The sequence below is a fragment of the Streptomyces paromomycinus genome (assembly GCF_003865155.1).
In the GTDB taxonomy this organism is placed as follows: domain Bacteria; phylum Actinomycetota; class Actinomycetes; order Streptomycetales; family Streptomycetaceae; genus Streptomyces; species Streptomyces chrestomyceticus.
This window is the reverse complement of sequence record NZ_BHZD01000001.1, coordinates 265,049-288,204: the sequence shown is the minus strand read 5'-3', so window position 1 is coordinate 288,204 and position 23,156 is coordinate 265,049. Positions and strand designations below refer to the sequence as shown.

Here is a 23,156-nt window from a genome sequence, read left to right as displayed (position 1 = left end):
AGGCCGGCGGCCCGTCGCTCAGTGCGGCGCCCGCAGGCCGGCGATCGTCATGCGGATCAGCAGCTCGTAGCTGTCGTCCAGATTCTCGGGCAGGCCGAAGGCGTCCTGAGCTTCCAGGACCGCGAAGCCGTGGACGGCCGCGCGCAGGCATCGCGCGGCATGGATCGCGGCGGAGTCCTCCAGGCCGTAGGCGCGCAGGGTGGCGGTGATGATGTCGACCAGACGCGTCCCGGCCTCGGCTGTCCGCGGATCGGGGCTCTGGAGCACGGCCGAATAGCGGTGCGGGTGTTGTCGCGCGTAGTGCCGCCACGCCGTCATGAACGCGCGGATCGCCTCGTCGGCGGAGCGGCCGAGCACGGCGTGCCCGGCCCGGTCCGCGATGTCGTTCATGACGCGGGCCGACACCAGGGCCCGCAGTTCGGCGAGGGAGTGCACGTGCTTGTACAGGGACGGCGTGGTGACGCCCGCCCGGCCGGACACCGCCGACAGGGTCAGGGCCTCGGGGCCGCCCTCGTCCAGCACCTCTATCGCGAGGCCGACCACCGCGCTCGTGGACAGCGCCGCTCTAGCCACGCGCGCCGCCCTTCTTGAGGAACTTCAGTACGGCGGTGGCGACTTCGGCGGGGAACTGGACGTGTGCGTAGTGTCCCGCTCCCTCGATCAGTTCGAGCCGGCCGAGCCCGGCGGGCAGTTCCGCCACGATGCCTTTGCCCTCGGCTTCGGGATCGGGCCAGTCGGGATCGAGCGTGCCCATGAGGACGAGCACCGGGCAGCGGACATCGGCGAGCCGGGCACCGGCATCGGTCGGTGCGGACCGGCCCAGCTTGCCGACGACGGCCATCCGGCCCGGACGGCGCAAGTCCGCCTCGACAGCGGCGAGGTGGTCGCCGAAACCGGCGGGCCGGGCACCCGGGCAGGCGTGGTCGAGATAGCGCAGCCACAACGGGACGCTGCGCAGCAGGGCGGCGCCCATGAGCAGGGTGGCGCCCGTGCGGTAGCGGGCGTGGGTCAGCAGATCGCCCAGGTCGACCTGCTGCGCGCGGGTGAACGGGCTGATCTCGACGAGGGCCCGGACCAGGTCCGGCGCCTCGGCCGCGGCGATGGTGGCGGCACCTCCGCTGAAGGAGTGGCCGACGATGACGGCGGGGCCGCCCAGGTGCCTGATCAGGGCGAGGAGGTCACCGGCCACGTCGGTACGGGTGTACGAGGCCCAGCCGGTGCTGGACTCCCCGTGACCCCGCAGGTCCGTCCGCGCGACGCGGAAGCCGGCCGCCGAGAGCCGGGCGGCCACCTCGCGGTAGGCCGTCCTGTTCTCGCCCATGCCGTGCGCGAGGACGATCAGCGGTCCCTTGCCGGTCACGTCGTACGCCAGGTGCCGGCCGCCGACCGGCAGGAATTCCGTCGCGGGCGCTGCTCGGTTAATGCTCATAGCCAGAAAGCTAACACTATTAACCAGTGGTGTCAGTACCTACGGCCGAGGTCGCACGGCCGGGGCCGGCCCGGTCGGGCGGGACGATTCCCGCACGGCCGGGCCGGCCTGAGGGCGCCGTCTCAGGCAGTGGTGTAGGCACCGGCTTCGATGTCCTCGACCAGGGTCGGCCCGGTGGGGGTCCAGGAGAGCGTGGCGCGGGTCAGCTCGCTGGACGCGGTCATGGTCTTGGTGAAGAAGCTGCCGACGAATCCGAAGTGCGCGTCGGCGTCCTGCGGGTCGATCGAGGCGACCGGGAGGCCGAGGCTCCGGCCGATGGCTTCGGCGATCGCCTTGGTGGTCACGGCCTCCTCGGCGACGGCGTGCAGCCGCGACCCGGCCGGGGCCTTCTCCATGCCGAGACGGATGAGCCGGGCGGCGTCGCCCCGGTGCACCGCCGACCAGGTGGTGGAGCCGTCACCGATGTAGCCGGAGACGCCCTGCTTGCGGGCGGCGGCCGCGAGGAAGGTGACGAATCCCCAGTCACCGATGCCGTGGACGCTCGGCGAGAACCGGGCGATCACGGTGCGTACGCCGTGGGGGACGTAGTCCAGGGCGAGATTCTCGCTGCCGCCCCGGTTCGACTCCAGGCCGACGGCGGGGGAGACGTCGGTCTCCGTGGCCGGCCGGCCCTGGACGAGACCGGAGAGGGGTGCGGCGACGATGAACGGGCGGTCGGTGCCCACCAGCGTCTCGGCGAGTATGTGCACCGAGGCCCGCTCGGAGCGGTCGGTCTCGGCCGGGTTGCCCCAGTCGTGCTTGTTGGCCATGTGAATGACCGCGTCGGCCTCTGCGGCACCGCGGCGCAAGGACTCCAGGTCGTCCAGGTCGCCGCGGAGGACGTCGACGCCCTTGGCCTTCAGGGCCTGTTCGGCCTGGTCCGAGCGGGCGAGCCCGAGAACCTGGTGTCCGGTGGCGGTCAGCTCGTCCACGATGGCGGAGCCGATCCAGCCGGTTGCTCCGGTCACGAAAGCACGCATGTGCGTGGCCTCCTGTTTTCTGTAGGAGATGCCCGTACGGGATGTCCGTATGGGAGGTCTGTAGGGGATGCCCCTGTGAGGAGGGGGTGTTGGGGTGCCTGTCGGGGGGCAGGGCTGTCCGCCTACCTGCTCGCGGCGCTTCGGTGGGCGCGCGCCGCTCCGGCGACGACGAGTGCTCCGGCGAGCAGGGTCAGCAGGGCGGCCGCGCGCAAGGCGGTGTCCGCGCCGTCGGTGAACGCCTCGGTGATGGCGCTGTGCTGGGCCGGCTCCAGCGCCAGAGCCTCCGCCACGGTGCGCGGAACCGGTGTGTGACGGCTGAGGCTTTCCGGCAGGTGACCGGTGAACGCCGCGGTGAGGACGGTGCCGACGACGGCGACTCCCAGCGCGCTGCCCAGTTCCCGGGTCGCGGACTGGAGTCCGCCGGCGATTCCGGCCTGTTCCACGGGGAGTCCCGCGGCGATCTCCGCAGTCAGGCACGGCCCGGCGAGCATGATGCCGAGGCCGACGACGAACAGTGCCGCGGCGTAGACGGGGTAGGGCAGAGCCGTGGCGCAGGACAGCCCGAACAGGCCGGTGCTGGTGAGGAGGAAGGCTGCCGCGAGGGTCACGGGCAGGCCGGCGCGGTGGATGAGGCCGGGTACGTAGCGGGTGCCGGCCAGGAGCGGAAGGGTCAGGGGGACGATGCCGAGGCCTGCCTGCAGGACGGAGAAGCCGCGGCCGTACTGGAGCAGTGAGGCGTTGACGTAGAAGAGGCCGAAGTTCCCGAAGAACAGCACGGTCATGCCGATGGCGGCGCTGCTCAGCAGAGGGTTGCGGAACAGGCGGGGGTCGAGCATGGGGTGGGGTGTGCGCAGTTCCACCAGGACCCAGGCGAGGCCGAGGACGAGGCCGCAGGCGAACGCGACGAGGACGACCGTGCTGCCCCACCCTTGTTCGGGCCCTTCGATGATGCCGGTGAGCAGGGCGACGACGGCCGCCACGAACAGCACCGCACCGGGCAGGTCGAGGCTGCGGGCGTGGCGGGTGCTGACCGGTGCGCAGGCCGACACCCACAGCAGGCAGCAGACCGCGACCAGCGCCACCGCGACGAACAGCGTGCGCCAGGAGGCGACGCTCAGCAGCGTGCCGCCGCCGACGTTGCCGACGACACCGCCGATACCGGTCGCCGCCGCCCACACCGCCAGCGCGTGGCCGCGCCGTCGGGGTGCTGTGGCGTGGACGAGGATGCCGACGCAGTTGGGCAGTACGCAGGCCGCGCCGAGGCCGGTGACGGCACGTCCGGCCAGCATGACGGGCACGTTCGGCGCCACGGACGAGAGGACGGCGCCGGCCGCGAAGACGCCCAGCCCGGTCAGGAGCGTGCCCTTGCGGCCGAACTTGTCACCGGCGGCACCGGCGGGGATGACCAGGCAGGCGAAGACGACGACGTAGGCGTCGACGATCCACAGCAGCTCGGCCGACGTCGGATGCAGCGAGCTCGCGGCGAGCTCGGGTACGGCCAGGTTGATCGCGGCGACGAAACCGACGACCAGGGCGGTGCACACACTCATGCCGGCGAGCACCAGGCCGGGCTGCCGGGCCTGGCGCACGGGGTGTTCCAGCGTGGAGGTCATGGTTCACAGGTCCTTTTCGGATGCTCCTCGGCGGCAGGGCGGAGCCCGGGGCGGGGAGCTGGCTTCGGGCGGTCTGCCGCGCACCGGACAGGGTTGGCGGGCCGGGCAGCCGCGGGCGGCGGCACTTACGAGTCACCGTGCCTCGTAAACGTAACACAGATACGAGGCATAGTGACTCGTTATAGTGGAGGCATGGTGGAGGAACACGGCCGCAGTGGGCGGCCCCGCAGTGAACGCGCCCGGACAGCCGTCCTGAACGCGGTCGACGACCTGCTCGTCGAGGTCGGCTACGCGGCGTTGACCATGAAGGGCATCGCGGAACGCGCGGGCGTGGGGCGGCAGACCGTGTACCGGTGGTGGTCGAACAAGGCGGAAGTCCTCTACGAGGCCAGCGCCATCGACGCGCGGAAGGAACTCTCGGTCCCCCTGAGCGGTGACCCGGCACAAGACTTCACGGCCTACCTGGACGCGCTCGTGAAGTTCCTCGCGCACTCCGACGCCGGAGCCGCCTACCGGGCGCTCCTCGGAGAAGCCCAGCACGACACGGCCGTCGCGGCGCTGCTCTCCTCCGGGGACATCCTCGGCGAGAGCGCCGCGAAGGTCGTGGAACCGGCGCTCGACGCGAGCGGCAGCCAACTCTCCGTGGAGCAGGCGACGGCACTTCTCGTCGGCCCGCCCTTCTTCCACATCCTGTCCGGGCGCAGCGTGCAGAGCATCGACACCCGCCGGCTGGCCGAGGAGTTCACGCGGGTCCTCGCGGTCCGCCGGAATGGGGACCGAGGGCTGACGGCCGACAGTTGACGCCCGGCGCCGGGCGGAACTCAGTAATGTGGCGTGCGTCGCGTCAGGGGAAGGGGGCCGTATGACCCGATCCGACCGAGCACCCGAGATCCGTACCGCGTCCGGCGTCGTCCGGGGCCGGTGGCGGGACGGCGTGGCGGTGTTCCTGGGTGTTCCGTACGCCCGGCCGCCCGTCGGCGACCTGCACCTGGCCGGGCCGGTGCCCGCGTCGCCCTGGGACGGCGTACGGGACGCCGCCGCCTTCGGGCCGGCGCCGCCGCAGTCCCTCGCGGTCGGTTACGGCACCGGGCGGCAGAGCGTGGCGGGCGCGGACGACTGGCTGACGGTCAACGTCTTCAGCCCCGATCCCGGCGCGGCGGGGCTGGCGGTCATGGTCTGGATCTACGGCGGCATGTACATGATTGGGTCGGCCGACGGGCCCGGCTACGACGGTACGGCCCTGGCGCGCCGGGACACCGTCCTGGTGACGTTCAACCACCGGGTGGGCGCGGAAGGCTACGGACAGTTCGCGGACGCGCCGCCCAACCGGGCCCTGCTGGACCAGATCGCCGCGCTCGAATGGGTCCGCGAGAACATCGCGGCTTTCGGCGGCGACCCGGACCGGGTGACCGTCTTCGGCGAGTCCGCGGGGGCGGGGGCGGTGGCCGCGCTGATGGCGATGCCCCGCGCGGCCGGACTCTTCCACCGTGCCGTGGCGCAGAGCGTGCCGGGCACCTTCTACAGCCTGCCGCTGGCCGCGGACATCGGTACGGCCGTCGCCGCCGAACTGGGTGTGGCCCCGACACGCGCCGCTCTGGCGCCGGTGGCACCCGACGCCCTGCGGGACGCGGCGGACACCGTACTGAACTCCATGGCGGACCACGGGAAGCGGTGGGGACGGGCGGCCCGGGCCCGGATGCCGTTCGCCCCCGTCGTCGACGGTGACATCCTGCCGCGGACTCCCTGGGAAGCGCTGCGCGCGGGCCGGAGCGCCGGCATCGAACTGGTGGTGGGGCACACCCGGGACGAATGCCGAGGATTCACCGCGCTCTCGGGGCGACGCGGCAAGGTCACCGAGGAAGAGGCCGCCGCCCTCCTTGAGTGGTGCGCGCCCGGTGCCGCCGGAGCCCGCGCCTACCGGTCCGGCCACCCGGACGCGAACCCCACCGATCTGCAGGACCTGGTGCTGTCCGACTGGCTGTTCCGGATGCCCAGCGTCCACCTGGCCGAGGCCCACACCGCCAGCGGCGGCACCGCGTACCTGTACGAAATGGCCTGGCCGAGCCCGGCCATGGGCGGCGCGCTCGGCGCCTGCCACGGGCTCGACGTCCCGCTGGTCTTCGGCAACCACGGCGGAGAGATCGGGGAACTGCTCCTGGGGACGGAACCCTCCGCCGAGGCTAGGGCGGTCTCGGAGTCGATGATGACGGCCTGGACCGCCTTCGCCGGCACCGGCACGCCCGGTTGGGCCCCGTACCGGCCCGAGGACCGGCTGACCCGCGTGTTCGACGCGGAATCCGCCACGGTGCCGTACCCGCAGGAGATCTCCCGCCGGATCTGGGCGGACTGGGACTTCGCCGCGCTGGAGCCGACGGGCGGCGGGTGACGGCACCGGTCCGTCAGCGGTGACACGCCCTCGCCCCCGGCCGGTACGGCCGGGGGCGAGGAGGTACGGACAGGACGGACGGGCCCGGTCAGCCGGTCCAGCGTCCGGTGCAGAAGGTCAGGGCGAACACCGTGCTCACGGGGGCCGCCAGGCAGAGGTACGCGGTCTTGAACCGGGGGCTGCGCAGGCTCCAGGCGGCCAGGCCGATCCACAGGGGCCACCACAGGAGGGCGGCGCGGGGGATGGAGACGTACCAGTACGAGGTGCCCAGGGCGCACAGGCTGAGGGCGACGTAGACGGTCTCGGGCCAGCGGCGCTTGCGCGCCAGGACGACGAGCAGGGCCAGGCCGACGGCCATGACCACGAGTTCGGCCTGGAACATGAAGGCGTAACCGGTGCTCTGGGTGCGGTCGAAGGCGTTGTTCCAGGTGTTGATCCAGGCTTCCCAGGGCGTGTGGAAGACGCGGTACCAGCCGCGTTCCTGGGCGTGCTTCCAGGCCATCCAGTCACCGGTGCGGGACTGCAGGAACCAGCTGAAGAGGAACAGGGGCAGCGCGGGGAGGGCCAGCCAGGGGAGCGGGCGCAGGTTGCGGGTGCTGCGGAGCGTGAGCAGGAAGTGGGTGGCCAGGGCCGCGGCGAGGAAGAGGCCGCTGACGCGTACGGCGGTGGCCGCGGCGGTCAGCGCCATGGCCAGGGGCCAGTTGTGGCGTTGGGCCGCGAGCCAGGCGGGCAGGGCCAGGGCCAGGAAGAGGGCCTCGGTGTAGCCGACGGCCAGGAAGACGGCGCACGGGGATATCAGGAAGAACAGGACGCTGCGCCGGCCCGCCTCCACGTCGTACAGGTGGTGCCGGGTGATGCGGGCCAGCGCCAGGACGGCGACGGCGCCGGAGACGAAGGAGACCGTCAGTCCGGCCAGCCCCCAGTCCGGCACGACGACGTGGACCGCCCGCAGCACCAGGGGAAAGCCGGGGAAGAAGGCTTCCCGGTTGTCCCAGTCGGCCTGCCAGGGCCCGGCCTGCCCGGGAAAGTAGCCCTGCTGGGCGATGTGCAGGAAGTGGTCCCAGTCCCAGTGCTGGAACGGGGCGAGGAGCGGACCGGGGTCGTGGGTGCCCGGGTCGGAGGGGAACAGCCACCGGGCGCAGTAGGCCGTCAGCCAGATCCCCACGCGCGTCGACAGGTACAGCCACAGGATGTCCCGGTCCGCGGCGCTGGGGCGCCAGGTCGCGGGACCGCGCTTGCCCCAGCGCGCACGGCCGGTCCGCACGGCGGGGCCGGGCGGACGCGGAAGGCGCCCGGGCGGCGTGGCCGGCGGACGGGAGGGCTCGCGCGCGTCGATCGACGAAGGGGGCATAAACGTTTCCTTGAGGGTGTGGACAGGCAGACCTGGACGCCCGGCGGCGGTCCGCCGGGTGCCGGACGACGGAGCGGGCCGGATCAGGGCGGTTCGGTGGCCGTCTCCCGAGGGGCGTCCGAGGACGGAGCGGTGGCGGTGGTTTCCGGAGGCGCGGAGGGGGTGGTCGTGGCTTCCGGGGGCGCGGAGGTGCTCGCCGTGGACTTCGGAGAGGGCGAGGACGCGGAACCGGGCGCCGTGGCCACGGAAGCCGGCTGCCGGTCCGCGGACGGCCGGGCGGGCGGCGGGCCGGCCGGACCCACCGGAGCCGGGGTACGGGAGAGCAGCGCGGCCGTGGTGGCGGCACCACCGAAGGCCAGACACACCACGCTCACCACCGCGGCGACGCGTCGCCGGCGCATCCGCCGCCCGCGCGCGGCGATCTCACCCGCCGGTGCGGTGACGATGCCGTCCCGCCCGGACTCGGCCGCTTCCTGGAACAGGGACCGCAGCGGGTCCTGGGGCTCAGGCACCGGGCGCCTCCTCGATGTGCGGGTCGTGCAGACGGTCAGCGAGTGCCTTGCGGCCGCGGCTCAGATGGGTCTTGACGGTGCTCGCCGACAGCCCCGTCTCACCCGTGATCTGTTCGACGGACAGATCGCACAGGTAGTGCAGGGTGAGGGTGCGGCGCTGCTGGGCAGGCAGTTCCCGCAGCGCACCGACCAGCGCGACCTGCGCCGGTCCCGGCCCCTCGACATGGGGCGGGGCGCCGCTGCGCCGCCACGCGTCGGTGCTCCGGCGCAGGCGCCGCCACCGGCTGACCGCCAGCCGCCAGGCGACCGTACGGATCCACGCCTCCGGCTGCCCGCTCCGGTCGAGCTGCCGGCGCCGGCTCCAGCCCCTGACGAACGCCTCCTGCACCACGTCCTGCGCCTCGTGCAGGTCGCCGAGCATCACGTACAGCTGACCCGTGAGCCGCGCGACCGTCTGGGCGTAGAACTCTTCGAACTCCTCGACGGTCAACAGCCACTCCCGGATCTCTCGCTTCACCTGCCATACGCCCCGCGGGCGCGGTTCGGTCGACACGCAGGACGAGGAAACGACGTGACGCTCGTCACGGCGCGGGCAGGCGTGGCACGCCGCACCGCCCGCCGGACCGCCGGCGCGGGCGGATGCCGGACACCACCTCGCCCCGGCGACGCGGAGCGTCGCCGGGGCGAGAGCGGCATGTCGCCTGACTGGACGGTTCGTGACCGGACGGCCGTGCACCGCAGCCGGCCTGCGGTTCGGCCCGTCCGGGTGTCTGTCCGCTCCAGTCTCGCATGTGAGCGTGTCAGCCTGTCGGTGACCCCGGTGGGCGGCGGTGCTCAGGGCGTGGTGTGCGCGGCCGGGAAACCGGCCCGGAAGGCGTCGGCCGGTGTGCGGGTGTCGCGGGGGTTGCCGATGTCGCCGGTTTCACTCCTTCCGGCGCGGCGGTTCGAGGAAGCCGCTGTCGCGGAAGTAGCCCAGGTAGAGGTCGATCAGGGCGGCGTCCACGGGTGGGCATTCGATGCCGCTGTCGTCCACGGCGCGGGCGGTGTTGGTGCGGTCGAGCGCGGGGACGGCGCCCGTGAGGTACAGGTCCCGGACCGCCTGCTCCGGATCCTGCGGACCGGCGGCGGACAACGGGAGGTAGGGAGCGACGGGGTGGTCGGGGTGGCGGGCCACCAATGCGCGCATGCGACTGAGCCAGGTGTCGTGGCTCAGGATTTCCACCGGGTATCCCATGGCGCGCAGTCGGCTGGTCAGGAGCGGCAGCCGCGCGGGGCGGGGGTTGGTCAGGTGGTAGGTACGGCCGTCCGGCTTCTCGTGGGTGAGGATGTGGACGACGGCCTGGGCGGTGTAGTCGACCGGTACGAAGTCCAGCGGCAGGGGGAGGTCCGGCGCGATGCCGGTCTCGGCGATGGTGCGGAACAGGGCGCACATCAGGGTGTCGGTGTTCCACACCCCGCGCTGCCGGGTGCCGGTGATCTCGTGGGGGCGGTGCACGGCGACCGGGAGTCCGCGTTCGGCGGCTTGGGCCAGGAGACGTTCGGCGACCCACTTGGTCTCCGGGTAGCCCTGGGAGATCTTGTCGGGGTGGGCGAGGGGCGCGCCTTCGCCGAGGTGCCGTACGCCCGCGGCGCCGGACCCGGCGAGGACGGCGACGGTGGAGATGTGGTGGACCGGTTTGAGGTGGTGGGCGGCGGCCAGTTCGAGGACGGTACGGGTGCCGGTGACGTTGACCGGTGCCAGGGCTTCGTAGGGGTAGGCGAAGTTGACCTGGGCTCCGGCGTGCACGACGAGGTCCGTCTCGTGGGCCAGTTCGTCCCAGGCCGCGGGCGTGAGGCCGAAACGGGGGGCTTCCAGGCTGCCCGGTACGGGCACCAGACGGTCGTCGCAGCAGGAGGGGTCCAGGCCGTAGAGGCGCATCCGGGCGGCGAGGCGCGCATGGGCGGCGTCCCGGTCGTCGGCGCGGGTCAGGCAGTGCACCCGTCGCACCCCGGCGTCGACGAGCCGGTCGATCAGGTGGACACCGAGGAAGCCGGTTCCGCCGGTCAGCAGGACCGAGCGGGGCGGGGTGGCTGTCGCGGCGGGCCGGGCGTCGAAACGCAGCCGGGCGTCGAGGCGGGACTCCGCGGCGAAATCCACGGTGGCCTCCGTCCCGTCGCCGCCGTCGCGCAGCGCCGTGGCGCGGGCGGTGAATGCGGACAGGGAAGGGCCGTCCAGCAGATGTCCGATGAGTGCGCGGCCGGAGCCCGGGGGCAGCTCCAGGCGGTCCCGTACGGCGGTGACGACCTGAATGGCGTGCAGCGACGTACCGCCCAAGGCGAAGAACTCGTCCTCCCGCCCTACCCGGTCGAGGCCGAGCAGTCGCGTCCAGATGTCGGCGACGGCTTCCTCGGCGGCGCCGCGGGGCGGCTCGCCACCGGTGCGTGGCCGGTCGCTCTGCCGGGCCACCAGTTCCAGGAACCGGTCGCGGTCGATCTTTCCGCTCGGCTTGAGGGGAATCTCCGTGACGGTGGCGATCCGCGTGGGGACCATGTACGGGGGCAGCCGGTCGCGGGCGTAGGCGGTGAGCCGCCGGGGCAGTCCCTCGGCCTGCGCGCCCGGGGTGGGCACGGCCGCCGCGGCCAGGTGCCGGCCCGGCCCGTCGCCCAAGATGTCCACGGCCGCCTCGCGGACCTCCCGATGGCGGGCCAGTGTCAGTTCGATCTCGTCCAGTTCCACCCGGTAGCCGCGGATCTTGACCTGCCGGTCGCGGCGCCCCCGGTACTCCAGGACGCCGTCGCGGCGTTGGCGGGCGACGTCGCCGGTGCGGTAGAGCCGGGCGTCCGGGTCACCGCCGAACCGGTCGGGGACGAAGACCTCGGCGGTCCGGTCGGGGTCGCCCAGGTAACCGCAGGCGACACCGTCCCCGCCGACCCACAGCTCGCCGTCCTCGCAGGGGGCGGCCAGGCGGCCGTCCTCCCGTACGACGTAGGCGGTGGCGTTGGCGATCGGTCGGCCGATCGGCACGGTCTCGGCGTGCGGGGCCAGGTCGTCGACGCGGTGGGCGGTGACGAGGGAGGACGCCTCGGTCGGCCCGTAGCCGTTGATCAGCAGTTCGGGCCGGCCGTGGCGCAGGACGGCGCGTACCGCGGAGGGATTGAGCGCGTCACCTCCGGCGACCAGGGCGCGCAATGAGCCGAACATCCGCGGACTGGCTTCCGCGTGCTGGTGGAACAGGCCCGCGCTCAGCCACAGCACACTGATGCGCAGCTCCCGCAGCACCGTTTCCAGCGCGTCGGCGGACAGCAGGGTCTCGGGTTCGGGCAGGACCAGACAGGCGCCGTTCAGCAGCGGGCCGAACAGCTCCAGACAGGAGAGGTCGAAGGTCAGCGCCGTGGTGGCCAGCAGCCGGTCGGTGTGTTCCAGTTGCAGCCAGTCGGTGTTCTTCACCAGGCGGACCGGTCCGCGGTGCGGGCAGACGACGCCCTTGGGCGCCCCGGTGGAGCCGGATGTGTAGATCACGTACGCGGGGTCGGTGGCGCGCCGGTCCCGTCCCCAGCGGTCGCCGGAGTCCGGCAGCGGGTGGTCGCTCAGGTCGTCGGTGGTGATCTGCGCGCAGTGCTCGCGTACCGGTTCCGGAGCGGTTCCCGGTGTGGTGACGCAGCGCCGTACTCCGGCGCCGGTCAGCACCGTCTCCAGCCGGTCCGCGGGGTCGCCGGGGTCCAGGGGGAGGTAGGCGCAGCCGGCTTCCAGTACGGCGAGGATCGCGACGACGGCCTCCGGTGAGCGGCGCAGCAGGACGGCCACGGTGTCGCCGTCCTGGACGCCCCGGGAGCGCAGATGAGCGGCGGCGCGGCGGACGCGTGCATACAGCTCTTGGTAGTTCCAGCAGCCGCCGTTCCACTCCACGGCTGTCCGGTCGGGGTGCGCGCGGGCCTGTTCGGCGAAGAGCTGGGGAACGGTGGCGTCGCGGGGGTAGTCGGTCGCGGTGTCGTTCCAGGCGCGGACAGTGTCGGGGACGGATTCGGGGACGGATCCGGGGACGGATTCGGGGGTGGCGTCGAGGCCGGTGCCGGGGGTGTGATCGAGGTCGCGGCTCATGGCTCGTCCAGTACGGGAGTGAAGGGATGCGGGGATGAGGGGGTGTGGGGGATGCGGAGGAGAGAGCGAAGGACGCGGAGGAGGGGGCCGGTCAGCTGGTCAGTACGGCTTTGCCCGTACGGCCCGAGCACTGCGAGTGGCGTACGGCGCGGGCCGCGTCGGCCAGGTCGTAGGGCTCGACCGCGGGGACGCTGAGGCGGCCGTCGAGCAACTGCCCGGTGACCTGGCGCAGCAGCCGGTCGGTGCGGTGGGCGGCCCACCGGCCGAGACGTTCGGGCAGCCAGAAGCCGGTCATCGCGATGCCACGGAAGATCAGTTCCTCCGGCGCGACGGTGAGGGGCTCACCGGACAGCAGACCGTAACTGACGAACTGCCCGCCGTCGCGCAGGGATTGCAGCGCCAGCGTCCCGGTGGGGCCGCCCACGGCGTCCAGTACGGCGGCGATGCCGCGCCCCTCGGCGAGGGCCGCCAACTGCTCGGCGAGACGTTCCTCCCCCTGGACCAGGACCGCTTCGGCGCCCGTTGCCATCAACGCCGGGCGGTGCCGTTTGTCGCGCACCAGACACAGACAGCGCAACCCCCGCCCGCCGGCGAGCTGGAGCACCATCCGGCCGACGGCGGACGCGGCAGCGGTCAGCAGGAGCAGCTCGCCCTCTTCCAGACCGAGATCGTCGAGGAGGAGGTGGGCGGTGACCGGGTTGATCGTGAGCTGGCAGGCCGCCTCGTCGGAGAGTTCCGCGGGGACGGGCAGGACGTCGTCCGCGTCCGTGACGAGGTACTCGGCCCAGGTGCCCAGCGCCGACACCGCCACCCGCGTACCCGTCGGGTACGGCACGCCGGGGCCCGCGGCGTCGACGACACCGACGCCCTCGAACCCCACGGGGGACGCCGAGCTGTTCCCGTCCGGCCGCAGCCCGGGGGAGAAGGCGGCGGGCCGCCCGTAACGCCCCTGCACCAGGAGCACGTCGGAGGGGTTGACGGGGCTGACCCGCATCCGTACCCGGACCTCGCCCGGCCCCGGCTCGGGCACCGGACGGCGGTGCAGGAGCAGCACTTCGGCGGGGTCGCCGTAGCGGCCGAAGACCAGCTGGCGCATGGTCGCGGCGCTCATGTGCCGGTCGCGCGGAACGAGGAGTGGGCCAGCAGGTGGTCGCGGATCTCCGCCATGCTGTGCTGCCCCTTGTGCAGCATGTTGTTGACCAGGACGTACGTCGTGTCGCCCGCGTCGAGGGCTTCGTGCAGGTGGTCCAGGCTGCCGCAGCCGCCGGAGGCGATGACGGGCAGACCGGAGGCGGTGGCGACGGCGTGGCACAGGTCGAGGTCGAAGCCCTGGCCGGTGCCCTCGCGGTCGACGCTGTTGGCGAGGATGGCTCCGACGTCCAGGCCGGCCAGTTGCCTGGCCACGTCGACGGCGCCGGTGCCGGCGTCCTGCTCGCCGTCGTGGGTGTAGGCACTCCACCGGTCGGGCGCGGTCCGGCGGCAGTTGATGACGCCCATCAGCCGTTCGGCCCCGAACTCCCGGACGGCTGCCTGGACGGTCTCCGGTTTCTCGATCAGGCCGGTGCTCACGGACAGCACGTCCGCACCGGCCTCGAAGAGGCCGCCGGTGTGCAGGAGGGAGGGCAGTTGCCCGTGCCCGACGGACACCAGCAGGCTGACGCCGGTCTGTTTGAGTCGGCGCAGCAGCGACGGGAGGTAGTCGACGGCGTCCCACGGGTCGAAGACGTCCAGGAACACCTTGCGGGCGTTGCCCGCGGCGTACGCCGCGACGACGGACGCGACGTCGCCGGGGTCGTCGAGACCGGCGATACGGCTCGGTTCGGTGGTACGTCCGGCGGCCACGTCCACACAGGGGATCACGAGGTCGGCGACATGGGCGCGCTGGTCACGGAAGACGGGCTGGTTCACGGGGTTTCCTTTCCGGTGGGGCGCAGCAGGTGCGCCGGGCGGGGACTGCGGGGCGCCAGCCGGCGGGCGACGTCGGCCGCGGACGCCAGGACGCTGTCCAGGTCGTCGGACCGGGTGGCGACATGGCCGGCGAAGTACACGCCGCCGTCGCCTTGCAGGGACAGCAGCTCGGCCTGGGCGGAGAGCATCTCCGGGGTGGGTTGCAGCGTCCGGAAGGCGGTGGAGGCCAGGACGGAACGGGGGAGCGTGTCGCGGTGCGTGAGCTGACTGACGAACAGGTCGCCTTCCGGGCGCCGCTGCCACGCGGTGGTCTCCGCCCACGGGCCGTGCACGGTGACGGTCGACGGTGACCAGTGCTCCCGTCCGGCGGGCAGGTAACAGGGGTCGCCGTGCACGCCGTAGACCAGGTCGTGGTACGTGTACGCGGTCAGCAGCGCCCGGACCCGGCCGGCGCCCCCGAGGGAGCCGAGCACGCACCGCGCCGCTTCGGCGGGCAGGGCCAGCACCACGGCGTCCACCGCGTGCCGGGCACCGTGCGCATCGATCATTTCCAGGCGGCCCGCCGTACGGCGGATCCGTCGCAAGGAGGTTCCGGGCAGCAGCTGGACCGACCGGCAACGGCGGGCCAACTGCCAGGCCAGCGCCTGCATTCCACCGCGCAGCCGGTACGTACGGGCATCGGCACCGTCGCCGGGGTCGGCGTAGAACATCCCCACGGCGCGGGCCGACAGACGCCGGGCGTCCTGGAGGGTGCAGCCGAACACCGAGGCGGGAAGGGCGTACACCCCCGCGTCCTTGACGTGCCGCGGCAGGTCCCAGGGCTCCACCAACGTCGCCAGCGGGACGGTCCAGGCGAGCTCGTCCCGCTGCCAGGCGGCGGCGTGCGCGGCCAGCAGTTCCGCGGCCTCGCCCGCCGCGTCCTCGGTGGCGCGGCACGGCGCGGGCGGGCGGCCGTCGGTCGCCCGCGCCGCGCGGGGGCCGTCGCGGACGACGGTGCGGCCGGCGGGCACCTCGTCCCACTGCGTGCCGTCCAGGCCGAGGGCTTCCGCCAGGCGTGCGGTCACCCCGTCGCCAGGCACCTCCTGTACGCCGAGGTCCAGGGCGGTGGGTGTCCCGGCGGCACCGGGCAGGTGGACCGACCGCAGGTTGCCCCCGATGTCTTCGCGTGCTTCGAGCACCAGCGTGTCGTGGACACCGTCCAACAGCCAGGCGGTGGCCAGTCCAGCGGCTCCTGCTCCGGCGATGCCGACCCGCATACTGCCTCCTCGGTTCTCGGGTGGGGGCCGGTTGGCCCGGTTCCTCAGGCGGGCCCGGCGGCGGTACGCCAGAAGTCGCCGATGGACTCCTCCAGCAGCCGGGCGCAGAACACGGCGTCGCGCGGGTCGTCGCCCCGGTCGAGCCCGTCCTGCACCACGTCCAGGGCCAGTTGTGTCAGCTCCTGCGGCACTTCGTCCTCGTAGTAGGTGAGGAAGGACTGCGGGGCTTCGAAGCCGGTCCGCCTGATGTGCCGGACGAGTTCGGCGCAGCCCGAGAAGTACACCTGGAAGTCGGTGGTGGAGGCCAGCGCGAACGCGGCCTGGCTGCCTTGTGCCGCCACCCAGCTCAGGACGCCGTTGAACGTGTAGCCGGTGAGCTCCGTCGGCCGGTCGCTGCCGTACAGGTCGTCGAGGCCGAGGTCACGCGCACATGCCTGGAGTTTGGGCTGGGCGTCGTAGACCAGCCGGGCGAGCCGGATGCTCAGGTCCGCCGCCGGGCGGCGCGGGAACCGGGCCAGCACCGTCCCGTAGGCGCCGAGTTCGGCCAGGTGGCACTGGGCTTCCGTGCTGACCAGGCGGCGCAACGCGTCGACGGACAGCCGTCCGTCGGCGGCGGCGTCGAGCAGGGCGTTGCCCACCGGTTCCTTCTCGCGTCGTGCGGTGAGTTCGTCGGCGAGGTTCCGGGACGTGACGGGGGATGAATCGACCATGGCCGGTAATTTCCCTTCGTGACATCGGATGTTTCGCGCCGTGCGGATTCACGGCGCGCGAAGATCGGAATTTTTTGTGAGGGTGACGGTCGACGGTGTCGAGGAAACCTCGGGCACCGGCGTCATGCCCCTTCGTTCTGTCGAGGGCTAAGGGTGGCGTACCCCCGAAAACCTTGAACATCGCAGGTGATCTCCGCTTGTCCGTAAAAGGACGCAACAGCGTGCACGCGGAAACAATCCCGGCACAGGAAATTCCCCGTTCTTCTGTCGCTGTGCGGCACGAGGTTGCTGATGCCGAAAACGAGTCAGCGCGCCGAGCCGATACCGGACGCGTTCGCCGGACGGCGAAAGTGATCTGTCAGCCCCCGCAGTGGGGCGGCCGAGGCGGAGAACCGGCCAATTCTTCCTCCTGGTAACTGCCACCGGTGTATGGCGGCTGAAAGGTACCCCTCGCAACGGTCGGCGTACGGGCGAAGAACTGGGTCCGCCGGGTGCTGCGGGGACCGCGTTCTCCCTGAGGGGACGGCAGGGATTGGCCGGGTTTCAGGTGTGTGAAAGATGCATTGCATGGAAGGCCCTCCGCCCTGCCTGGACAACTGCCGAAACGGCTGAAGATGATGGCGGAGCAGAGCCGGAGTCTCCTCTTCCCACTCCTCCGGACCGCTCGCACCGTCCGCGGACCCCGGGCAGCGGCGGCAGTGGCGCCAGGAAACCGCGAACCGTGATCGGCACGGCGAACAACGCCACGGCGCGCGGTCGACCGTGCCTTCTGCCTGCCGGCGCCGTCGCCCGGTGTGCCGACAACGGTGCCGCACCGGGTGAATCGGGAGACGTCTGCCCATCAACGTGGTGCACGCCCGGCGGAAATCCTCCGCAGCCGCCGCGACATGTGCCGTTCGACAGGTGCCGTTCGCCGCCGGCCGGCGGAGACCGGAGCGCGGGCGCACCCCTCTCAGAAAGGAGACCCTCGTGTCCGTCCGCATCGACGCGGCGGTCCCGGTCCCGGATCAGCACGGTCAGTTCTGGCTGCTGTACGGCAACAAGTACGTGCGCATCCACCTCGCCGGCGGCGAACCGCACAGTGCCGGGTACTGGCGCTGCTGGTCGGCGTGGGCGGCACCTTCGGCAACTGCCTGCGCATCATGCCGCCGCTGACCATCTCGGACGAGCAGGCCGTACAGGCCACGCAGATCATCACGGCCGCGACACGGGAAGCCCGCGGCTGACCACGGAACGACCCCCGGACACCCATCGCGGTACGCGAGCAAGCCGTACGAAAGGAGAAGGCCACCGATGGCAACCGGCAACAGGAACAGCGCGCCGCGGGGAAGGGAGCAACCCGGCCCGGGACCGGGCCGGAAGATCCCGCTGACCTCCGTCCAGTCCGCCTACCGCCTCGGCCGCGAGGACACGGCACCGCTGGGCGGCGTGGCCTGCCACATGTACTTCGAGTTCGACGGTACGGCGGTGGACCCGGCACGGCTGCGCGACGCCGTCACCCGCCTCCAGGAGCGGCACCCGCCGCTGCGTACCGCCTTCCCCGGCGACGACGGGACCGCCACCCTGCTCGGCGCCCCCACCGCCCGCCTCCTCGTCCGGGACCTCACCGCCATGGGCGCCGAGGAGCAGGCACGGACACTGGCCGCCGTCCGTGCACAGATGTCGGGCCAGCGGCTGGACGTGGCACGCGGGCAGGTGCTCGACGTACGGCTGACGTTGCTGTCCGGCACGGACAGCCGCCTGCACATCGACGTGGACCTGCTGGCCGCCGACCCGCCCAGTATCGGCGTCCTGCTGACCGACCTCGCCCGCCTCTACGGCGGAGCCGCCCCGCCGGCGCCGCACTACGACATCTTCGCCCGGCAGTGCCATGAAACCCACGCCCCGCCAGACATGGACCTGGGCGCCTGGCGACAGCGGCTGGACGGCCGCAGCCTGGCTCCCCCCGCACTGCCTTTGACCGCCGACCCGGAGACGGTGACCGGCGCGCGCTTCAGCCGGCGGGTCCTGACCGTCCCGGCCCCGCGATGGCGGCGGATGAGCGCCAGAGCGCACGCCGAGGGCCTGGAACCGGACTCCGTACTCCTGGCCGCCTTCGCGCACACTCTGGGCCGCTTCAGTACCGACGACGACTTCATCGTCAGTCTGCCGGAGTTCCCGCGCCTGGCGTCCCGTTCCGGTGCCGAGCCCGTGGCCGGCGACTTCACCCGCCTGCGGCCGGCCAGTATCGACGTCTCCGGGGCCGCCACGCTCCGGGAACTGGTGCACACCGTCGACCAGGAACGGCGTACGGCCCGCCGACAGCAGTTCGCCGCCGGGCCGGCCGGGCTCAGGGAACTGGCCCGCGCACGCGGCGAAGGGCTCCCGCCCGCCGGGGCCGTCTACACCAACCTGCTGGACGCGGACCTGATCCCGGCGTGCTTCGAGCGCTGCTTCGGCCCGCTCGTATGGATGATCACCCAGTCCCCGCAGGTATGGCTGGACTGCCTGGCAGTCAAGCACTTCGGCGGCGTCTGCCTCGCCTGGGACCTGGCCGACGGCCTCTTCCCCGCCGGGCTCCCGGCGGCGATGACCGAATTGGGCGGCGACCTGCTGACCGCCCTGTGCGACCAGGACTGGAACCAGCCGCCCCCGTCCCACCTGCCGGCCACCCAACAGCAGACCCGCAACCTGGCCAACGCCACCTACCGGGCGGAGAGCGGTCACCTGCTGCACCAGCGCTTCTTCGAACTGGCCGCCGCCGACCCCGGACGCCCCGCACTGCTCTGCGCCGAGGGCACCGTCACCCGCGGCGCCCTCGCCGACGACGCCCTGCGCATGGCCGCCCTGCTGCGGCACCGCGGCCTGCGCCCCGGCGAGCCGGTCGCCGTCTGCCTGAAGACCGTGCCCGACCAGATCCGCGTGGCGCTCGCCGTCCTCGCCGCGGGAGGCTGCTACGTGCCCATCGGTACCGAACAGCCCGAGCGACGCCGTACGGACATCCTCCGTATCGCCGGGGTGCGCAAGGAGATCACCGACGCGGACGCGCCGGGCGCGCCGCCGCCGGGCCCGCGGCTTTCCGCCGGTCCGCGGCCCGCCGCCGGCCGGCTGCCCCCGGTCGACCAGCTGACCTGGCAGGACACTCATGCGACGACACCGCTGCGCCGCCCCGTGACCACCAGCGTCTCCGCCCCTGCCTACATCATCTTCACCTCCGGTTCCACCGGCCGCCCCAAGGGCGTCGAGATCACCCACCGCTCGGCGGTCAACACCGTCGACGACATCAACCACCGCTGGGCCGTCGGCCGCCACGACCGCGGCATCGCCGTCTCCGCACTCGACTTCGACCTCTCCGTCTACGAGATCTTCGGGCCGCTGGCGGCCGGGGGAGCCGTCGTCGTACCCGCCCCCGGGGAGGCCCGCGACCCACAGGCGTGGCTCCGCCTGGTCCGCGCCCACCGCGTCACGGTCTGGCACTCGGTGCCGGGCCTTCTGGACGCGCTGATCACCGCCGCCGAGGACGGTCCGCCGCCGGACACGCTGCGGCTGGTGCTCACCGGCGGGGACTGGATCGGCACCGATCTGCCCGCGCGGCTGCGCGCCCTGGTGCCCGGCTGCCGCTTCGTCGCCTGCGGGGGCGCCACCGAAGGCAGCGTGTACTCCAACTACTTCGAGGCGGACGGTGCCGAGGACGGCTGGTCTTCGCTGCCCTACGGCCGTCCGCTGGGCAACCAGCGCTACCGTGTCGTGGACGGCCGGGGGCGCGACTGCCCGGACTGGGTGACCGGCGAACTGTGGATCGGCGGCGTGGGAGTCGCCCGCGGCTACCGGGCCGCCCCCGAACAGACCGCCCGGCGCTTCGTCCACCACGCCGGGGCCCGCTGGTACCGCACCGGCGACCTGGGACGCTACCGGCCGGGAGCCGTCCTGGAGTTCCTGGGGCGCACCGACCATCAAGTCAAGATCAACGGGTATCGCATCGCAGTCGGCGAGATCGAGGCCGCCCTCGCCTCCCACCACCAGGTCGCCCGCGCCGTCGCCGTGGTCACCGGACAGGGCCCCGCCCGCCGGCTGATCGCGTACCTCCTGCCCGTCGCCGACACCCTCGACCAGACGTCCGTACGGGAGCACGCCCGCACCCGGCTGCCCTCCTTCGCCCGGCCCGACCACTACCTGCTGCTGGACGAACTCCCGCTCGACGGCAACGGCAAGGTGGACCGCGGACGCCTCGCCGCCTGGGACGCCCCGGAACCCACCCCCGTCCCCGGCGAGCCTCCACGCGGCGCGGGGGAACAGGCCGTCGCGGAAGAGTGGTCGGCCGTCCTCGGCCGCGAGGTCTCCTCCCGGCACGAGCGCTTCGTCGACCTGGGCGGCGACAGCCAGCGCGCCATGCGGCTCGCCTCCGCCCTCCGCGCGCGCTTCGGCCGACGCGTCCCCCTGCGCACGCTCCTGGAAGCCTCCACCGTGGCCGCGATGGCGGAGCTGATCGGCCGGCCGCAGCAACCGGGGCGGACGGCACCGGACGACGGGACGGCGGACGGATGACCGGCACGCACCCCGCCGGGGCCCCCGCGCCGGGCCCGGCGGGCCCCGTGGCCCGTCACCATGATCCGCGCCGGGCCCGGCGGGCCCCGTGGCCCGTCACCGTGATCCGCGCCGCCCATGACCCGGGCCTCGACGCGGCGGCCGCCGCGGCGTGGCAGGACTACGCGGCGGACGACATCACCCTGGCCACGGTGCCCGGCGACCACTTCGCCTGTTTCACCCGGCCGTACGACACCGTGCGCCTGATCGCCGGGGCGGTACGCCGCTGACCGGTCAGACCGGCGTCACACTGACCGGTCAGGCCGGCCGGTCACACTGACCGGTCGGACCGGCCGGTCACTCGGGAGACAGCCGCTCCAGGATGTCGTTGACCGCCGCGGAGCCGATGTACGCGTTCACCTCGACGATGGTCTCGCCCTCGAAGCGGCACACCCAGACGTAGAACGGGTCGTAGGGGATTCCGTCCTTCGCCGTGGCGACCCCGTCCATCTCGACCACGGTCACCGCCCCGCCCCCGTACAGCCCCCCGGCTACGGAAGCGCAGCCCGCCGTCGAACAGCGGCCGCACCTTGCCGATCGTGGCGGGGACGGCCGCCCGCCTTCGGCGGGAGCGCACCGGACCAGCCCCATTACGGGGCCTTCCGGCGTGGAAGAACAGGCGCTTCCGGGGCGCACCGGCCCCCTCGACGGTGATTGGTCTAGTCCTAGTTTGGTCCAGACCATTGACATGTTCGTGCTCTCAGGGGGACTTTCTTCCCCGTCCCGTGCACCGCACGCACGGGGCGAGCTGGACACCCCCTTCGGCTGGACGGAACGGACATGAGACGCAAGCACCCCTTACGGGCGGCCCTCGCCGCCGCGCTCACCGCGGCCACCGCGCTCGGCTTCGCCGGCACCGGCACCGGCACCGCGGCGGCGGCCACACCCCTCCCGGCCCAGGTCTTCGCCCCCTACTTCGAATCCTGGACCGGCCAGAGCCCCGCCGCGATGTCCGCCGAGTCGGGTGCCAAGCACCTGACGATGGCGTTCATCCAGACGGCCGCCAAGGGCTCCTGCACGCCCCTGTGGAACGGCAGCACCAGCATGCCGATCTCCCCGGCCACTTTCGGTGACGACATCAAGACCCTGCAGGCCAGGGGCGGTGACGCCATCCCCTCGTTCGGCGGGTACACCGCCGACACCACCGGCACCGAGATCGCCGACAGCTGCACCGACGTCCAGCAGATCGCCGCCGCGTACCAGAAGGTCGTCACGACCTACGACATCAGCCGACTCGACATGGACATCGAAGTCGACGCGCTGGACAACACCGCGGGCATCGACCGGCGGAACAAGGCGATCAAACTCGTACAGGACTGGGCGGCAGCCAACAACCGGAAGCTCGAAATCTCCTACACCCTGCCGACGACCACCCGCGGCCCCGCCGCCAACGGCGTCGCCCTGCTGAAGAACGCGGTGCAGAACGGCGCCCGGGTCGACGTGGTCAACCTGATGACGTTCGACTACTACGACAACGCCGCCCACGACATGGCACGCGACACCGAGACCGCCGCCCAGGGCCTGCACGACCAGCTCGCGCGGCTCTACCCGGACAAGAGCGACGCCCAGCTCTGGAGCATGATCGGCGTCACCGAGATGCCCGGCGTCGACGACTTCGGCCCGGCCGAGACCTTCACCCTGGCCAACGCCCGGCAGGTCTACGACTGGGCCGAGGCCAAGAAGATCAACACCCTGTCGTTCTGGGCGCTGCAGCGCGACAACGGGAGCTGCCCCGGCGGCCCGGCCGCGGACAACTGCTCCGGCATCGAGCAGCAGACCTGGGACTTCACCCGGATCTTCGCGCCCTTCACCAGTGGCTCCAGCACCCCGCAGAACGACTTCTCGGTCACGGCGGCACCCGCCGCCGGATCGGTGACGGCGGGTGGTACGGCCACCACCACGGTGCGCACCGCGGTGACCGCCGGCGCGGCCCAGAAGGTGGACCTGAAGGTCAGCGGCGTCCCCGCGGGCGTCACCGCCGCGCTCAGCCCCGACTCCGTCACCGCGGGCGGCTCGGCCACCCTGACCCTCACCACGACCGCCGCCACGCCGTCCGGCACGCATCGCATCACCGTCACCGGCACCGGCCCCTCCGGCAGCCACACGGCGGCCTACGCCCTGACCGTCACCGGCGGCAGCGGCGGCCAGTGCACGGCCGCACCCTGGGCCACCGGCACGGTCTACACCGCCGGCCAGCAGGTCGCGCACCGCGGGCACACCTGGAAGGCCAAGTGGTGGACGACGGGCGAAGAGCCCGGCACCACGGGCGAGTGGGGTGTCTGGCAGGACCTCGGCTCCTGCTGACCGGCCTCCTGCTGAGCGACTCCCGCT

Annotated in this window: 18 protein-coding genes; 5 read left to right on the top strand and 13 right to left on the bottom strand. The window is 72.7% G+C overall.

The features are described from left to right. Positions 1 to 18 precede the first annotated feature (18 nt). From OEIGOIKO_RS01040 to OEIGOIKO_RS01025, 4 genes are all read right to left on the bottom strand, one after another. Positions 19 to 573 (bottom strand): TetR/AcrR family transcriptional regulator, encoded by a 555-nt coding sequence (locus OEIGOIKO_RS01040; RefSeq protein WP_125050920.1) that lies wholly within the window; start codon positions 571 to 573, stop codon positions 19 to 21. Next, entirely contained in the window at positions 566 to 1,429 is an 864-nt protein-coding gene (locus OEIGOIKO_RS01035; protein ID WP_125050918.1) for an alpha/beta fold hydrolase, read from the bottom strand. The genes OEIGOIKO_RS01040 and OEIGOIKO_RS01035 overlap by 8 nt, the downstream gene beginning before the upstream one ends. 122 nt (positions 1,430 to 1,551) lie before the next feature. Further along, the gene (locus OEIGOIKO_RS01030) at positions 1,552 to 2,448 is read right to left on the bottom strand and encodes an SDR family oxidoreductase (protein WP_125050916.1); all 897 of its coding nucleotides are present in this window, start codon (positions 2,446 to 2,448) and stop codon (positions 1,552 to 1,554) included. Positions 2,449 to 2,570: 122 nt separating this feature from the next. Further along, entirely contained in the window at positions 2,571 to 4,061 is a 1,491-nt protein-coding gene (locus OEIGOIKO_RS01025; RefSeq protein ID WP_125050914.1) for an MFS transporter, read from the bottom strand. A gap of 192 nt (positions 4,062 to 4,253) precedes the next feature. Between OEIGOIKO_RS01025 and OEIGOIKO_RS01020 the strand changes: the two genes are divergently transcribed. Both OEIGOIKO_RS01020 and OEIGOIKO_RS01015 read left to right on the top strand, forming a co-directional pair. Then, positions 4,254 to 4,862, top strand: coding sequence for a TetR/AcrR family transcriptional regulator (locus tag OEIGOIKO_RS01020; RefSeq protein WP_125050912.1), 609 nt, complete (start codon positions 4,254 to 4,256; stop codon positions 4,860 to 4,862). A 61-nt stretch (positions 4,863 to 4,923) separates the two neighbouring features. Further along, a complete protein-coding gene (locus OEIGOIKO_RS01015; protein WP_125050910.1) occupies positions 4,924 to 6,447 on the top strand; it encodes a carboxylesterase/lipase family protein in 1,524 nt (507 codons plus the stop codon). Between the two features lie 88 nt (positions 6,448 to 6,535). On the opposite strand, the gene OEIGOIKO_RS01010 is transcribed toward OEIGOIKO_RS01015, so the two are convergent. The 8 genes from OEIGOIKO_RS01010 to OEIGOIKO_RS00975 all read right to left on the bottom strand — a co-directional run bounded on the left by OEIGOIKO_RS01010 (position 6,536) and on the right by OEIGOIKO_RS00975 (position 16,262). Continuing rightward, positions 6,536 to 7,798, bottom strand: coding sequence for a mannosyltransferase family protein (locus OEIGOIKO_RS01010; RefSeq protein ID WP_125050908.1), 1,263 nt, complete (start codon positions 7,796 to 7,798; stop codon positions 6,536 to 6,538). 83 nt (positions 7,799 to 7,881) lie between these two features. Continuing rightward, positions 7,882 to 8,310 (bottom strand): hypothetical protein, encoded by a 429-nt coding sequence (locus OEIGOIKO_RS01005; RefSeq protein ID WP_125050906.1) that lies wholly within the window; start codon positions 8,308 to 8,310, stop codon positions 7,882 to 7,884. Beyond that, positions 8,303 to 8,827, bottom strand: coding sequence for a SigE family RNA polymerase sigma factor (locus OEIGOIKO_RS01000; protein WP_125050904.1), 525 nt, complete (start codon positions 8,825 to 8,827; stop codon positions 8,303 to 8,305). Before OEIGOIKO_RS01000 ends, OEIGOIKO_RS01005 begins: the two co-directional genes overlap by 8 nt. Before the next feature lie 405 nt (positions 8,828 to 9,232). Then, positions 9,233 to 12,388, bottom strand: a complete 3,156-nt coding sequence (locus tag OEIGOIKO_RS00995) for an amino acid adenylation domain-containing protein (protein WP_125050902.1) — start codon at positions 12,386 to 12,388, stop codon at positions 9,233 to 9,235. A 91-nt stretch (positions 12,389 to 12,479) separates the two neighbouring features. Beyond that, positions 12,480 to 13,499: a zinc-dependent alcohol dehydrogenase family protein gene (locus OEIGOIKO_RS00990; RefSeq protein WP_125050900.1), complete on the bottom strand. Its 1,020-nt coding sequence runs from the start codon at positions 13,497 to 13,499 to the stop codon at positions 12,480 to 12,482. Next, the gene (locus OEIGOIKO_RS41325; protein ID WP_170251466.1) at positions 13,496 to 14,296 is read right to left on the bottom strand and encodes a HisA/HisF-related TIM barrel protein; all 801 of its coding nucleotides are present in this window, start codon (positions 14,294 to 14,296) and stop codon (positions 13,496 to 13,498) included. Before OEIGOIKO_RS41325 ends, OEIGOIKO_RS00990 begins: the two co-directional genes overlap by 4 nt. Next, entirely contained in the window at positions 14,293 to 15,552 is a 1,260-nt protein-coding gene (locus OEIGOIKO_RS00980; protein ID WP_125050895.1) for an FAD-dependent oxidoreductase, read from the bottom strand. Before OEIGOIKO_RS00980 ends, OEIGOIKO_RS41325 begins: the two co-directional genes overlap by 4 nt. Before the next feature lie 44 nt (positions 15,553 to 15,596). Beyond that, positions 15,597 to 16,262, bottom strand: coding sequence for a hypothetical protein (locus OEIGOIKO_RS00975; protein ID WP_125050893.1), 666 nt, complete (start codon positions 16,260 to 16,262; stop codon positions 15,597 to 15,599). 1,293 nt (positions 16,263 to 17,555) lie between these two features. Between OEIGOIKO_RS00975 and OEIGOIKO_RS00965 the strand changes: the two genes are divergently transcribed. After that, on the top strand, positions 17,556 to 20,786 hold the full coding sequence (locus OEIGOIKO_RS00965) for a non-ribosomal peptide synthetase (RefSeq protein WP_125050889.1): 3,231 nt from the start codon (positions 17,556 to 17,558) through the stop codon (positions 20,784 to 20,786). Further along, positions 20,783 to 21,055 (top strand): hypothetical protein, encoded by a 273-nt coding sequence (locus tag OEIGOIKO_RS00960; RefSeq protein WP_125050887.1) that lies wholly within the window; start codon positions 20,783 to 20,785, stop codon positions 21,053 to 21,055. Before OEIGOIKO_RS00965 ends, OEIGOIKO_RS00960 begins: the two co-directional genes overlap by 4 nt. A 67-nt stretch (positions 21,056 to 21,122) precedes the next feature. On the opposite strand, the gene OEIGOIKO_RS41320 is transcribed toward OEIGOIKO_RS00960, so the two are convergent. Continuing rightward, positions 21,123 to 21,290, bottom strand: a complete 168-nt coding sequence (locus OEIGOIKO_RS41320) for a nuclear transport factor 2-like protein (RefSeq protein ID WP_170251464.1) — start codon at positions 21,288 to 21,290, stop codon at positions 21,123 to 21,125. Between the two features lie 315 nt (positions 21,291 to 21,605). Between OEIGOIKO_RS41320 and OEIGOIKO_RS00955 the strand changes: the two genes are divergently transcribed. After that, positions 21,606 to 23,129 carry a chitinase gene (locus tag OEIGOIKO_RS00955; protein WP_125050885.1) on the top strand — a complete coding sequence of 508 codons (1,524 nt, stop codon included), beginning with the start codon at positions 21,606 to 21,608 and terminating at the stop codon, positions 23,127 to 23,129. Positions 23,130 to 23,156 lie beyond the last annotated feature (27 nt).

Excerpts from the sequence above, each read along its gene's own strand:
- OEIGOIKO_RS00955 (WP_125050885.1), top strand. The coding sequence starts at position 21,606 with ATGAGACGCAAGCACCCCTTACGGGCGGCCCTCGCCGCCGCGCTCACC.
- OEIGOIKO_RS00980 (WP_125050895.1), bottom strand. The coding sequence starts at position 15,552 with ATGCGGGTCGGCATCGCCGGAGCAGGAGCCGCTGGACTGGCCACCGCC.
- OEIGOIKO_RS01035 (WP_125050918.1), bottom strand. The coding sequence starts at position 1,429 with ATGAGCATTAACCGAGCAGCGCCCGCGACGGAATTCCTGCCGGTCGGC.
- OEIGOIKO_RS00975 (WP_125050893.1), bottom strand. The coding sequence starts at position 16,262 with ATGGTCGATTCATCCCCCGTCACGTCCCGGAACCTCGCCGACGAACTC.
- OEIGOIKO_RS01020 (WP_125050912.1), top strand. The coding sequence starts at position 4,254 with ATGGTGGAGGAACACGGCCGCAGTGGGCGGCCCCGCAGTGAACGCGCC.
- OEIGOIKO_RS00990 (WP_125050900.1), bottom strand. The coding sequence starts at position 13,499 with ATGAGCGCCGCGACCATGCGCCAGCTGGTCTTCGGCCGCTACGGCGAC.
- OEIGOIKO_RS01030 (WP_125050916.1), bottom strand. The coding sequence starts at position 2,448 with ATGCGTGCTTTCGTGACCGGAGCAACCGGCTGGATCGGCTCCGCCATC.
- OEIGOIKO_RS01010 (WP_125050908.1), bottom strand. The coding sequence starts at position 7,798 with ATGCCCCCTTCGTCGATCGACGCGCGCGAGCCCTCCCGTCCGCCGGCC.
- OEIGOIKO_RS00995 (WP_125050902.1), bottom strand. The coding sequence starts at position 12,388 with ATGAGCCGCGACCTCGATCACACCCCCGGCACCGGCCTCGACGCCACC.
- OEIGOIKO_RS00965 (WP_125050889.1), top strand. The coding sequence starts at position 17,556 with ATGGCAACCGGCAACAGGAACAGCGCGCCGCGGGGAAGGGAGCAACCC.
- OEIGOIKO_RS00960 (WP_125050887.1), top strand. The coding sequence starts at position 20,783 with ATGACCGGCACGCACCCCGCCGGGGCCCCCGCGCCGGGCCCGGCGGGC.
- OEIGOIKO_RS01015 (WP_125050910.1), top strand. The coding sequence starts at position 4,924 with ATGACCCGATCCGACCGAGCACCCGAGATCCGTACCGCGTCCGGCGTC.
- OEIGOIKO_RS01025 (WP_125050914.1), bottom strand. The coding sequence starts at position 4,061 with ATGACCTCCACGCTGGAACACCCCGTGCGCCAGGCCCGGCAGCCCGGC.